The organism is Corynebacterium sp. HMSC073B01, assembly GCF_001838255.1.
GTDB classification, from domain to species: Bacteria; Actinomycetota; Actinomycetes; order Mycobacteriales; family Mycobacteriaceae; genus Corynebacterium; species Corynebacterium jeikeium_D.
Genome location: NZ_KV836138.1, coordinates 101255 through 114290, shown reverse-complemented (window position 1 = coordinate 114290; position 13036 = coordinate 101255). Strand labels below are relative to the sequence as shown.

Genomic DNA, 13036 nt, shown 5'->3' with positions numbered 1-13036 from the left:
CATAAACTCATACAGTTTCACATTTGCAGCCCGCGATCACGCGGCCGCTGCGGCGGCTGCGCCCGCTGCGGCCTGTTGTGACCAGCCACTGACAGCCACGGGGATGATCATGGCCAGCCGCACAGCAGTCGTCGGGTCGGCAACTGCCGGCCACCGGGGATCCCCCACAGCAGCCCCTTCAGTCACACCCAAAATCCGCCCGATACTTGAGGAATCCACGCGACAAACTAGATTGTGTGTACGGTATTCCTTATATTCTTCATATTCTTTCCAGATAATCTTCCGGGGAGAACGCGGCCGGGAACTGATTTGCACTGATCGGAACCGGTTGGAACCGATTGCGGGCCTCTCACAGCTGAAGCCCAGCCAGAGTCCGGCCAAGAACCCCAAGATTTAAACGAAAACAAGAATCTAAACAGTCAAAAACATTCAACGTTGCAGGATAGAAAAACTTCTATGGCGAATTCAGACGGCCTCAAGCGCCTTGTAATTGTCGAGTCGGCGACGAAAGCTCGCAAGATTCAGCCGTATCTCGGCGATGATTACATCGTGGAGGCGTCGGTGGGCCACATTCGCGACTTGCCCCGTGGCGCAGCCGACGTTCCGGCTCGTTACAAGAAGGAGCCCTGGGCTCGTCTGGGTGTGAATGTCGACAACGGATTCGCTCCGTTGTATGTCGTCAGCGTTGATAAGAAGAAGAAAGTCGCTGACCTGAAGGCCAAGCTCAAGGAAGTCGACGAACTCTATCTCGCAACTGACCCCGACCGTGAGGGCGAGGCTATTGCCTGGCACTTGCTGGAGGTTCTGAAGCCCAAGGTGCCGGTGCGCCGCATGGTGTTCCATGAGATCACCAAGCAGGCCATCTTGGAGGCCGCGGCCAACACTCGTGAGCTGGACCAGAACCTGGTTGATGCCCAGGAAGGTCGCCGTATCCTCGACCGTCTTTACGGCTACGAGGTCTCCCCGGTGCTGTGGAAGAAGGTCATGCCGCGCCTGTCGGCAGGTCGTGTGCAGTCGGTGGCAACGCGGGTCATCGTCGAGCGTGAGCGCGAGCGCATGGCGTTTATCTCCGCTGAGTACTGGGATGTCGCCGCAACTTTGGACACCGGTTCGGCTTCTGCTGATGCCAACCAGCCGAAGGAATTTGTCGCAACCCTGACCAGCGTTGATGGTCAGCGCGTAGCGCAGGGCCGGGACTTCGATGACCGTGGCCAGCTGAAGAAGTCTGAGGGCATTCGGGTCGTCGATAAGCAGCTCGCCGAAACTCTGGCGGCGGACCTCGCGGGCTCTGAGCTCAAGGTCGCGTCGGTGGAGGAGAAGCCGTACACCCGCCGGCCGTACCCGCCGTTTATGACGTCCACGCTGCAGCAGGAGGCGGGCCGAAAGCTGCATTACACCTCTGAGCGCACGATGCGTGTGGCGCAGCGTCTGTACGAAAACGGTCACATTACCTACATGCGTACCGACTCCACGACGCTGTCCAAGGCCGGCATCGACGCCGCGCGTAAGCAGGCGCTGGAGCTCTACGGCTCGGAATACGTCGCCGATGCGCCGCGCCAGTACTCGCGCAAGGTGAAGAACTCGCAGGAGGCGCACGAGGCGATTCGTCCGGCTGGCGAGACGTTCGCAACGCCAGGTCAGCTGGCTGGCTCACTGGATGCCGAGGAGTTCAAACTCTACGAACTGATCTGGCAGCGCACCGTCGCCTCGCAGATGGCCGACGCACGCGGCACGTCCATGAAGGTCACTATCGCCGGTGCCACCGACACGCACGCCGTCGAGTTCGCCTCCACCGGACGCACGATTCGTTTCCCGGGCTTCCTCAAGGCATACGTCGAGGTCTCCGCGCTTTCCGACGGTCGCAAGGTCGCCGACAACGCCGAGAAGCGTCTGCCACAGTTGACGGAAGGCCAGGGCCTGACGGCCACGGACTTCAGTGCCGACAGCCACTCCACCAACCCGCCTGCGCGCTTCACCGAGGCCAGCTTGGTGAAGAAGATGGAGGACCTGGGAATTGGGCGTCCGTCGACCTACGCGTCGATTATCAAGACCATTCAGGATCGCGGCTACGTCTACTCCCGCGGCAACGCTCTGGTGCCCTCGTGGGTGGCCTTTGCCGTGGTGGGGCTGATGGAGGAAGCGTTCTCCGATCTGGTCAACTACGACTTCACCTCCGAGCTGGAGGATGAGCTCGACGGCATTGCTGCGGGCAATAAGGATCGCACGACCTGGCTGACCGGTTTCTACTTCGGCGATGACAAGGATCACCGCCACAAGGGAGCCGACGCCATTGCGACCCATGGTGGCCTGAAGAACATCATCGACGTGAACTTGGAATCGATTGATGCTCGGAAGGTCAATTCGCTCCACCTTCTCGACGATGCCGAGGGTAACCCAATCATCGTTCGCGTTGGCCGCTATGGGCCGTACCTGGAGCGCACGCGCCCGGGTGCCGGTGAAAACGGTGCCGACGAGGTGCAGCGCGCCAACATCCCGGAGGCCATGACTCCGGACGAGCTGGATCTGGCCGCCGCCGAGAAGCTGCTGGCCATGCCGCAGGGTGGCCGTGAACTGGGCATTAACCCGGCCAATGGTCGCATGATTGTTGCTCGCGATGGCCGCTACGGTCCCTACGTCACCGAGCTGGTCACCGATGAAGAGCGCGAAGGTGTCGTAGCCAAGGCTGAGGAGATCATCGCAGCTGAGCGCGCCGAAGAGGACGCTCAGCGCGCTGCCGAGGGCAAGCGAAAGAAGAACTGGGAAACCAAGACCGCTGCCAAGCAGAAGGAAAAGCGCACCGCGGAAATTATCGAGGAAACTCTGAAGCCGAAGACGGCCTCGCTGTTTTCCTCCATGGAGCCGTCGACGGTCACGTTGGAAGAGGCTCTGAAGCTGATGAGCCTGCCGCGTGAGGTCGGTGTCGACCCGGTCGATAACGAGGTTATTACTGCTCAGAATGGCCGTTACGGCCCGTACCTGAAGAAGGGCACGGACTCGCGTTCACTGGCTAACGAAGAGCAGATTTTCACCGTGACATTAGACGAGGCTCGTCGTATCTACGCTGAGCCGAAGCGCCGCGGTCGTGCTGCTGCGAAGCCGCCGCTGAAGCAGCTGGGCGACAACGATGTCTCCGGTCGCCCGATGTCGGTGAAGGATGGCCGCTTCGGTCCGTACGTCACCGATGGCGTCACCAATGCTTCGCTGCGCAAGGGGGATACGCCTGAGACCCTGACCGATGCCCGCGCCTGCGAGCTGCTGTCTGAGCGCCGCGCGAAGGAAGCCGCAAACGGTGGCACTAAGAAGGCTGCGAAGAAGTCGACTCGCAAGACCGCGAAGAAGGCTGCGAAGAAGACCTCAAAAAAGACCGCTAAGAAGACGGTCAAGCGCACCACCAAGCGAGTGGTGAAGGCAACGCGTAAGGGCAAGTAGCGCATTGACCGTTAGCCGCGGCAGGGGCTAACTGGGTGCAGAGCACTTAAGCTGCCGCCGCGCCTTAAGCGCCCGCCGCGTCCGCCGCACCCGGCGCACCCGGCGCACCCGCTGAGACCAGTGCCCCTTGCGGAGCAGGCTTGGGGCCTCCCACTCCGGCCAACTCCGCACGCATCGTCGGCCCGTACGACAGCCGGCGATGCACCTTCTCAAACGGCCCCTGCATGCCGCGTCGCTCCATTGCCCACGCGGCCAACAGGGTCACCAACCAGACACCCACAGCGATGAGGGTTTGCACGAACGCGCCCATGTCGCGCGGGATGTTCAGCATAAACGGGTACACCAGCACAAAGAAGATGATGGACTGCATCAGGTAGCCCGTCATCGAACGCTTGCCGAGCGCCACAATCGGCACCAGCCAACCAGGCACAGCGGTGCCCTCGTTCAGGCGTCGCTGGAGCGGCTGCAGCGCCAACGCCAGCCCGGCTAAGATGCCAGGACCGGCGAACACTCCGGCAAAACTGTTGATTGTTAGGTAGATCATGTGCTGTCCGGCTGGAAGAACTCCAATCGCTGCCAACCCCATAGGGATACCGACACCGAAGGCGACAATCACGGCCACCACGAGCCACCGAATAAGCAGGGGACGGTGCGCGTCAACGTCGTCAAGCACGCCTTTGCGCGCCCACACGAAGCCAATCATCATCACCGGCAGGTAGAGGAACAGCTGTAGCGGCAGAGTAGTGATGCTCATTGTCAGGGCCTCGAGATTCGCGGCGAGCATATCCAGGTAACTTGTTTCAATCGCACCGCCGTTGACGAGCTCGGTCATGTCGGAACCGTCCAACCCGACGTCGGGCATCGCAATTGTGAAAACCAAAAACAGCAGGCTCAATACCGCATTAACTGTCAGCGCAATCCATGCGAGGATAGTCAGCACTTTGTTGCTAAGCCCCATAAGCAGCCCCAGGATGATGCCGCAGATGCCGTAGAGAAACATGATGTCGCCAAAGAACAGAAACAGCATGTGCGCGATGCCGAACAGCCCCAGGAACGCATAACGCTTTACGACGACCACTCGCGCCCGCGACCGTGGAAAGTTCCTCCTGGCCAAACTGCGGACAATGAGTCCGACACCGAAACCGAGCAGCGTTGCGAACATCGGCAGCCCGCGATTGTGTGCGGTCACAGCGGTAAAAAGCACGGTGGCCTTGTCGGCGATGCTGTCGTTTATGACGCCGCCGAAGAATGCTCCGGGCAGCTCGGGGCTTGCAACCAGCCAGGCAGTGGCAATGTTTGCGATAGCGATGCCGAGAAGAGCGAATCCGCGCGCAGCGTCGGGGACGAGCATGCGAGGTCTGGGGTTGGTGCTAGAGCTGGAGCGGCTGTCAGTCATTCCTCCAACGTAAAGGATTTGTGGGAGGGTACGCAGGTTGGCGAGACCGACGAGTCCGCTGCCCCCTAGGCCTCGTCGGCAAGCGTCGGGCGCACCGGGCGCGCAAGCTGCGTCATGTGCGTACGGCCGCGCAGCTCCACAGACTTCAGAGTGGTCCAGCGAGCCTGCTCGTCCTCGTTGGCCAGGCGGATAGTGGAAGCTGTAGCGAGCACGCGGCCCGGGGTGTCCTTAGCCAACTCAGTCAGACGGGCAGCCTGGTTAACCGCGTCACCAATAACCGTGTATTCAAAACGGTCACGAGCACCGATGTGGCCGGCGACGACATGACCGGCGGAGACGCCGATACCCGCGGTGAGCTGGAGGTCGAGCAGTTCCTCGCGCAGTTCACGGGCGGCTGTGAGGGCGTGCCCAGCAGTGTCATCGAGGGGCAGGGGAGCGCCGAAGACAGCCAGAGCCGCGTCACCCTGGAACTTGTTGATAATGCCCTTATTGCGGTGCACACAGTCAACAACGTGGTCGAAGAAGGCATTGAGCTCACGGACAACGACTTCTGGCGAGTTCTTCTCCGCGAAGTTGGTCGAACCAATCACGTCCACAAACAGCACCGCGACGAGGCGATTCTCGCCGCCCAAAGTCGGCTTTTCTTCCAGAGCCTTACGGGCGACCTCAGACCCGACATAGCGGCCGAAGAGGTCACGGACCCGCTGACGCTCCTGCAGGCCACGCATCATTTCATTGAAACCCGCCTGGAGAACGCCCATCTCGGAGCCGTCGTAAATAGGCACGCGCGTATCCACCTGGCCCTGGCGGACCTTGTTAATCGCACCCGTGAGATCACGAATCGGGTCGACGATGGACATAGTGGCCAACATCGTGCCGAAATAGCCGGTAATCAGAGCCAGAATTGCCAGCGCGGTGATGGTGGGCAGCAAATCTGCCGCGTCATCTGTGAATAGACCACGGCGCTGACCTATCAGCACAAGCAGGATTGCTACCACTGGAACACCGCTGGTCAACACCCACGTCTGGCGCAGGCGGTGGCCAATCGGTGGCTCCAGCGAAGAATCCGGGGCCCTACGCGCCAGCGCCTCCACAGCAACCGGACGCACCATGCGCTCCGCAATTAGATAGGTCAACAGTGCCACCATGGCGCCACCGAGCACCGAGGTGAGCAGCACCATCAGGCCAATCTTGCTGTCATAGGCGAACGCGACTCCACTGAAGACAATCACGCCCAGAGACCAGATGACGGTACCCAAGAGTGCCTGATAGACAGGCACGCGCATGACCAGATAGCGCACCCGCCGCGGATCGTGCAGCTCTGGATGACGCTGCCATTTCAACAGCGGCTTGAACAGGATCCAAGTAGTGCCGATTCCCGCAATAATTGCCAGAACCAGGTAACCAGCCAGGGCATAGATGACCCCATTAGCCAACCGCGGCAGGTGAGTTTCTTGGTTCAGTGGCAACAGCATGCCGAGGAACAAGCCGACAATCATGGCTCCGACAAGGTTGCAGACGAAGATAAATGAGGCATAAGCAGGCCACATTGTCCCGCTTAGCCATTTCAGATTTCGCCAGAGCCGTTGCATGATTACTACCTTAGTGGCAACCCCGGATTGCAGGGAGTAGTTACCTCACAAGAGTCTCGTGGGGCGCGCTAGAGTTGTGGCCATGACAGAGCCGATGACAGAGCGCAGCGTGTTTTCTCGTATGCCCGAAACCGGTGGGGTTCGCCAGCGGCTGCAGGCTGCTGTGCGCGCTGCGCATTATCGCTTTGCCAACGGTCAACCGCTGGCAGGCGATGGGGTGGAGGTTTCGCCGGAAGGTGGGGACGCGGGGTCGTCGTTAAGCGATGTGCCACGCGACTCGGACATGACGCACGCCTGGCTGTTCACGGGACCTGCGGGGTCGGGGCGGTCGGTGACGGCGACGGCGTTTGCGGCGGCGCTGCTGTGCACGCGGCATGACAACCCCGGATGCGGCGAGTGCGAGGGCTGCCGGACGGCGCTGGCGGGAACACATGGCGATATCAAGATTGTGCGCCCGGAGGGCACCATCATTTCCGTGGCGACGGTGAGGGACGAGCTGCGGCCCTGGGCCTACAAGATGCCCACAACGGCGGATTGTCGCGTGCTAATCATCGAAGACGCCGACCGCCTCAACGAATCCGCCTCAAATGCGCTGCTCAAGGTGGTGGAAGAACCGCCGCTGCGCACCGTCATCATCATGTGCGCACCAACGACGAACGCGGAGGATTTCTCCGTTACGCTCCGTTCGCGCTGCCGCCACGTCTATGTGCCGACGCCGCATATCGACGACGTCACAAACCTCCTGCGCGCCGAGCGGCCAGAGCTTACCGACGAGCAAGCGGTCTGGGCCGCGACGGTGTCCAACGGTCACATTGGGCGTGCGCGTGGCTTTGTCTCCGATGAGGGCTCGCGTGCCTGGCGGGGCAAGGCCCTGGATTTCGTAGAGGCCGTGTTCGACCCGGCGAAGTCGTATTTGGCGGCGCGAGAGTTAGCCAACGAAGTGGCTGGCGAGGTGAAGCGGCGGATGGAGCCACTAGAGGCTGAGGAGCTGGAGAACCTCGAGCGCTCACTGGGCGTAGGTGCGTCCGGCAAGGGTGCGCAGGCGGCACTGCGCGGCTCTAAGGGGGTTATCAAGGAGCTGGAGGAAAATCAGAAGCGGCGGCGCAGGCGCGCGGAGTCAGATCTGATCGACCTGTCGTTGACCGACATTATGGGGCTTTACCGTGACGCCCTGGTGCTGGCGTTTGGGGCGGAACGTGGTGGTGAGACTGCTTCGGGGGATTCGGGCTTTGGTGCTGGTTCTGAGTTTGGCGATGGCGCGGTCTACCTCATAAATCCAGACCGTCGTCGGACAGCCACGGAGCTAGCCCGACGCCTTCCGCCGGAGGCGATATTGGCCTCCATTGATGCTGTCACCGAGGTGCGCGGCATGCTCGTGACTGCAGTGAAGTTGACGGTCTTGATGGATGAATTGATGGCTAAATTGCAGATTGCAGGGCAGGTTGGCCGCAGGTAATCCGGGAGAAGCTCCCAATTTAGCGGCCTGTAGGCTCCATTTTGGTAGCGATGGGGGCAGTGCAGTAGTATTACCGCTTGTACATTTTGTGCAGGGTTATTTCTGCTTGCTTGAAAGCTCGGCGCAATGTGCGTGCCGCCTTAGCTCAGTCGGTAGAGCGTCTCACTCGTAATGAGAAGGTCGCGAGTTCGATTCTCGCAGGCGGCTCGGTGTGAAACGGGATCCTTTTAAAGGGGTCCCGTTTTTTATTTTTTGGAACGATCAAACATGAGTAGAGCAAATCCAGCGGCAACCCAGACGATGAGAACCCACCACGCTGCCCCAGCACCGTTGCCATCGAAAAATGACAGTGACCTGACTAGGTAGCCAGTCGCCCCAATGGGCATCCACTGGCCAAGGGTGGACCAACCGGCCGGAAGCAGCCAGGGGCCGGTGGACAGTCCAGAGAGCGGGTTCGCCAAGAAAATCGTCAAAATGGCGCCGATGCCCACACCGGGAGTGCCAATAATGGCCGCGAGCCCGGCGGTAAGCATTGAGGTAGCCAGGATTCCCAGAGAAATTGCCAGCCATTCCATGCCGAAGCTGCCCGAAAGCGTGCCGTAGACAGAGTGGAGCATCCACGTTGCCACGAGAGCCCCGAAGACTGCGATGCCAGTGAGGACGCTCAGTTTCGTCCACTTCTTACCGCGGAAAAGGAAGGTGGCTATAACTGCTGAAATGATACCGCCGAAAGCCAGCGGCAAGCCGAGGAGCGCGACACCGGAAGCTTGTGGGTCATCCTGGGTGGTTGGAGCCAAATCCTCCCGCTCTACAGGGATGTTTTGAGACTCGAGGGTCGTCGCAATGCCGTCGATAAGCTGCGAGTAAGGTGCGCCGTTGCCTGAAGCGGTGTAGGCGGTAGCGCCCGTCGGGGAAATGACGATGCCGCCAACAGTTTCGCGATTGAGGATTGACTCGCGTACGGCATCAGGAGTGTCCATCACCTGGATGTCAGGAGCATTGTCGCCAGCTTTGTGCTCGATGGCTTGGGTGATTTGTTCGGACATTGGGGCGGGGGCAGTCAGCGCAATGGGGACATCCTTCGGGCCGGAGGCAAATGTCGGTGCCAGGAACGCGAAGAGCATGAGCCCGATGACGAGCGGAATACCGAAGATCACGGCTACTGCTTTGGGGGCGGGTGAGGCTTTTTTCGTCTCAGTCGTAGCTGTTGACATGGCCTATCTCCTAACTGGAGCAGAGTGTTTCACTTACAAAGTGGAGCATAGTGTTCCGTTTGTTAGGATGCGAGTGTGAGACAAGATGCAGTGATGAACAGTGATGCCATCGTGGAAGCAGCGCGAAAACTCTTGATAGAGCAAGGAGCCGGTGTATCCATGCGTGCGATTGCCAGGGAGGCCGGTGTCGGTTTAGCTACGGCAAGCAGGCACTTTCCCAGCAGGATTGAGCTTCTCGGCGCAGTCAGTGCTCGTGTTGCAGCTGATATCGACAGGGTTACTGAGGCAGCCGTAGCTCAGTTTGACGACGATCCGGACGGCGCTTGGCACGAAGCAGTCCACGCGATCGCGAAATTAAGTGTTGCGGCACTTGCCCAGGCATTATTCAGCGATCTCAATACCAGTTTGGGGAGCGAGGCGAAAAAGATTGATGGCATTATCGAAAAGCGAATGACGGAGTTGCGTCAGAGCTATACGCGACTGCTGGATAAGGCAAAAGCAGCTGGGCTATGCCCGGAGGACGTTGCACCGCTTGATTTCCACCTTGGGCTCGCTGTGGTGTCGCGTCCCCTTCCTAACTCTGCAGCGGTCGAGCAGTACTTTCCCGGTGTGCAAGAAAAGCTTGTGGACTTAGTGCTTACGGGTTTGGCAGCACAGGCGAAGGGGAATCACTAAACCCCTCGGTGATAAGTCCTGAAAAATCCTGCACACGTCCCGACGTGCGGTGATTCCCCGAAACGAAGGGGGAGGAAATCTCGGAGCCGGCGACTCTCAATCGAGTGTTTGCTACTGTTACTCAGCACATAGCAGGTACGCGGAAACTAGGAGAACGCACTATGCGGCAGCCCGGACACCAGGGACTAGCAGTGCAGCGATCAGCAAGACGACTAGCTGTGGCTTTGGTGGCTGCGGCAATTTTGCCAGCCGGTCTTGTAGCTTGCACCATCGACACGGAGGCTTCCAAAGCAGGAAGCGCTCAGCAAGCTGCGTCGACAGAAACGCAAACGTCGTTGGCAGCTGAAGAAGAGGCTATGCAGATGCCGAACCCCACTCCGCCGAATGAGGAGTCTGCAATGTCTGATTCTGCTAACCCCGACGCAGTCGCTTCTGGCGATGCACAACAACAGCAAGCTAATCGCGCTACTTCGCGTGCCGACGGCTCCAGCGCTGTAGCCGGCAAGGTCATCTACCTCGACCCGGGACACGCCGGCACCCCACCACCAGCGGACATGATGGTCACTGACGGCCGCGGTGGCCAGAAGCCATGTAATACCTCCGGTACCGCTTCCAATGACGGCTTCCCGGAGCATGAGTTCAATTGGCTGATGGCGCAGGAAATTAAGCAGCTGCTCGAACAGCGCGGTGCTCAGGTGCTGCTCAGCCGCGTCGATGACACCGGTCGTGCAGATTGCATCGATGCCCGTGCAGAGAAGGAAAATGCCTCCAACGCCGATGCCGTGGTGAGCCTTCACGCAGATGGTGCTGGAGAGGGCAACCGCGGATTCCATGTGTCTGCGATTTCGCAGCCGCTCGCCAATAATGACGAGCAGGGATCTACCGCGCTGGCAACCGCGCTGCGCGATGCTTTTGTCGCAGCCGGTTTTGCTCCATCCAACTACCTCGGTAGCCAGGGGCTGAATCCGCGCGCTGACCTCACCGGACTCAACCTATCGACGAAACCAAAGGCACTGGTCGAATACGGCAACATGCGTGATAGCAGCGACATTGCCCTCTTGACCTCCAACGAAGGCCGTCAGCGCTTGGCAGAGGCCACTGTGGCTGGGTTGGAAGGTTTCTTGGCGCAGTAGCCAACCTGCGCATCCAGGCCGTAGCTACCTCACACCAGTCACCGCCACAGCAGCCAACCGGCCAACACGCTAACTAGCCGGGTTTGCCTTAGCTTTCGGTGTCATCGCGTCGTAAGGCTCCATCATGGGGATATCCAGCATGGTGCTGGGGACACCGAAGGCGTCGACAAGCACCTCAGACCAGGGGCCAAGGGAATCAACAAGATCGGCCAAGCCCGCCCGCGCGCCCTTGGTGCGAGTACCGGTGAGCAGTGACTGCTCCAAGAACCAGCCGGCGTTATCGCAGACCACCGACAGGAAGAACACATCGCGAACCTGCTCGAGCACCTCTTGAGAGCGCTCATCTGTGAGTGTGGATTCAGCTTCAAAGAACGCTTCCAAAATCATGCGATCGATATGCGCCCACGCGCAGGAAATCATGTGGTCCTGGACCTTGTCCACCAGCTTCGCGGCCTTTTCCACAGGCAGTTTCCGCGCCGGGCGCAGCCTGCGAGCAAGGGACTTGAGAAGTCGATTCTCGCGCTCGATGAGCAATTGCATCTGGCTGGCGGGGTCAAAGAGCGAGGACTCATCAGCGTCAGTCAGCGCATCCAAGAGGTTCTGAACGACGGCGTCCGCACCGGTGCGACGGCGCAAAATGCCACTGAAATTGTCGAGGCCGAAGCGCACCATTTCCAGGTTGGAAAAACTCTGTACCTCCCGGGCAAAACCACCCAAAAGTTCCTTGGTGACCAGCTGCAACATCACCACGTTGTCGCCCTCAAAGGTAGTGAATACGTCAGAGTCCTCTTTGAGAATGGTCAACAGGTTCTCCGCCATGTAGCCAGCTCCACCGGTGGCCTCACGCATCTCCTGGATGGCATCGGTGGCATGCGCGGTGTTGGCGACCTTCAATGCGGCGGCATGTGCCTCCGCTTCACGTAGATCGCGAGCCTGCTCCGGGGTTAGATTCGCACGGTCCAGCCCTTCCGCTTCGAGGTCGTGAATCCGCTTGATCAGCAGGTTGGTGGCAAATTGCAGACCGTACGAACGCGCAATGCGGGGGAGTAGTCGGATTCGGTGCTGGCGGTGCTCAATGAGTTTCTTTTCCGGCAGCGAATCGTCGGGAGCAAATTGGCGCCGCAAGTGTGCGTACTTGGTGCCGATGGTCAGTGCGGTGCGGGTTGCCGCACCAGCGGCCGCACCGACTGTCACGCGGCCGCGCACGAGGGCACCGAGCATCGTGAAAAACCGTGCATTGGGGCTGCCAATATCGCTGCTGTACTCGCCAGCGGCCGAGACATCTGCGAAACGGTTAAGCAGGTTCTCCCGCGGCACGCGGTAATGGTCGAACATGAGAGTGCCGTTGTCCACGCCCAAGAGGCCACCTTTGGTGCCGTGGTCGCCAATCGCAACCCCGTCGACAGGCGAACCGTCATCATTGCGGATCCGGGCAACAATGCAGTGCACACCATGGGATTCTTCTTGTCCTGGTGTGTAGAGCTGGCAAAAAACCGCAGCCCAGCGCCCATCGCGCGCGGCGTTGCCCAAAAACCATTTCTCAGAGGAAGCTGTCGGCGAATTGAGGATGAATTCTTCCGTCTCGGGGTCGTAATGTGCCGTGGTTTCGAGTGATTGCACGTCCGAGCCGTGGCCGCGTTCGGTCATCGCAAAGCAGCCGAGAGCCCGCAGCTCAATGAGGTCACGCACCAACTCGCTGTGACGCTCAGTCCCCAGATTGCTGACAGCGCCGCCGAAAAGGCCCCACTGCACTCCGGACTTCACCATCAACGACAAGTCGGTGTGGCCGAGCATTTCAATCCCGGAGAGTGTCCCGCCGGTATCTCCTGTGCCTCCCTGGTCAGTGCGGAAAGCACCATAGGGCATGCCGGTCTTAAGCACCTTGGACAACGCCTCGGTGGTGTGCTGCCTGGCCTCCTCCACGGTCAGCCCAGAGGTGGGCCGCAGGGTGGGGTCTTCTAAAAGGGCGCGGACATCAGCGCGCGCCTCGGGGAAATAGCCGTCCAGGACCTTTTGCAGTGCGCGTGCCACTTCCGGTTCCGGACGGGAGGGGAGTGTCTTCGGAGCGTCGGTCGAGCGCCGGCGGGGGATTCGCGTGGAGCTGGAAGAATTCTGTGCCATAACCCAACGTTAATGGGATA

The 13036-nt window shown here is 60.0% G+C and carries 9 protein-coding genes and 1 tRNA gene; 5 read left to right on the top strand and 5 right to left on the bottom strand.

Translation table 11 applies throughout. The features are described from left to right. Nucleotides 1–36 precede the first annotated feature (36 nt). Nucleotides 37–219, bottom strand: a complete 183-nt coding sequence (locus HMPREF2849_RS11240) for a hypothetical protein (RefSeq protein WP_141765244.1) — start codon at nt 217–219, stop codon at nt 37–39. A gap of 237 nt (nt 220–456) precedes the next feature. On the opposite strand from HMPREF2849_RS11240, the gene topA reads away from it, so the two are divergent. Beyond that, nucleotides 457–3429 (top strand): type I DNA topoisomerase, encoded by a 2973-nt coding sequence (topA, locus tag HMPREF2849_RS01650; protein ID WP_070862507.1) that lies wholly within the window; start codon nt 457–459, stop codon nt 3427–3429. Between the two features lie 64 nt (nt 3430–3493). Here the strand turns inward: topA and HMPREF2849_RS01645 are convergent, their stop codons facing one another. Next, nucleotides 3494–4825 (bottom strand): DUF418 domain-containing protein, encoded by a 1332-nt coding sequence (locus HMPREF2849_RS01645; RefSeq protein WP_246822077.1) that lies wholly within the window; start codon nt 4823–4825, stop codon nt 3494–3496. A 65-nt stretch (nt 4826–4890) separates the two neighbouring features. After that, entirely contained in the window at nt 4891–6417 is a 1527-nt protein-coding gene (locus tag HMPREF2849_RS01640; protein WP_070549776.1) for an adenylate/guanylate cyclase domain-containing protein, read from the bottom strand. 82 nt (nt 6418–6499) lie between these two features. Between HMPREF2849_RS01640 and HMPREF2849_RS01635 the strand changes: the two genes are divergently transcribed. After that, on the top strand, nt 6500–7873 hold the full coding sequence (locus HMPREF2849_RS01635; protein ID WP_070546349.1) for a DNA polymerase III subunit delta': 1374 nt from the start codon (nt 6500–6502) through the stop codon (nt 7871–7873). A 134-nt stretch (nt 7874–8007) separates the two neighbouring features. Continuing rightward, nucleotides 8008–8080, top strand: a tRNA-Thr gene (locus tag HMPREF2849_RS01630). Between the two features lie 38 nt (nt 8081–8118). Here HMPREF2849_RS01630 and HMPREF2849_RS01625 read toward each other — a convergent pair. Continuing rightward, nucleotides 8119–9087, bottom strand: coding sequence for a hypothetical protein (locus HMPREF2849_RS01625; protein WP_049180733.1), 969 nt, complete (start codon nt 9085–9087; stop codon nt 8119–8121). A gap of 93 nt (nt 9088–9180) precedes the next feature. Between HMPREF2849_RS01625 and HMPREF2849_RS01620 the strand changes: the two genes are divergently transcribed. Then, on the top strand, nt 9181–9762 hold the full coding sequence (locus HMPREF2849_RS01620; RefSeq protein WP_070862506.1) for a TetR/AcrR family transcriptional regulator: 582 nt from the start codon (nt 9181–9183) through the stop codon (nt 9760–9762). 161 nt (nt 9763–9923) lie between these two features. Continuing rightward, entirely contained in the window at nt 9924–10895 is a 972-nt protein-coding gene (locus tag HMPREF2849_RS01615) for an N-acetylmuramoyl-L-alanine amidase (RefSeq protein ID WP_016421946.1), read from the top strand. A 69-nt stretch (nt 10896–10964) separates the two neighbouring features. Here the strand turns inward: HMPREF2849_RS01615 and HMPREF2849_RS01610 are convergent, their stop codons facing one another. Further along, the gene (locus HMPREF2849_RS01610) at nt 10965–13016 is read right to left on the bottom strand and encodes an acyl-CoA dehydrogenase family protein (RefSeq protein WP_016421947.1); all 2052 of its coding nucleotides are present in this window, start codon (nt 13014–13016) and stop codon (nt 10965–10967) included. Nucleotides 13017–13036: the final 20 nt, after the last annotated feature.

Excerpts from the sequence above, each read along its gene's own strand:
- HMPREF2849_RS01640 (WP_070549776.1), bottom strand. The coding sequence starts at position 6,417 with ATGCAACGGCTCTGGCGAAATCTGAAATGGCTAAGCGGGACAATGTGG.
- HMPREF2849_RS01635 (WP_070546349.1), top strand. The coding sequence starts at position 6,500 with ATGACAGAGCCGATGACAGAGCGCAGCGTGTTTTCTCGTATGCCCGAA.
- HMPREF2849_RS01620 (WP_070862506.1), top strand. The coding sequence starts at position 9,181 with ATGAACAGTGATGCCATCGTGGAAGCAGCGCGAAAACTCTTGATAGAG.
- HMPREF2849_RS01610 (WP_016421947.1), bottom strand. The coding sequence starts at position 13,016 with ATGGCACAGAATTCTTCCAGCTCCACGCGAATCCCCCGCCGGCGCTCG.
- HMPREF2849_RS01645 (WP_246822077.1), bottom strand. The coding sequence starts at position 4,825 with ATGACTGACAGCCGCTCCAGCTCTAGCACCAACCCCAGACCTCGCATG.
- topA (WP_070862507.1), top strand. The coding sequence starts at position 457 with ATGGCGAATTCAGACGGCCTCAAGCGCCTTGTAATTGTCGAGTCGGCG.
- HMPREF2849_RS01625 (WP_049180733.1), bottom strand. The coding sequence starts at position 9,087 with ATGTCAACAGCTACGACTGAGACGAAAAAAGCCTCACCCGCCCCCAAA.
- HMPREF2849_RS01615 (WP_016421946.1), top strand. The coding sequence starts at position 9,924 with ATGCGGCAGCCCGGACACCAGGGACTAGCAGTGCAGCGATCAGCAAGA.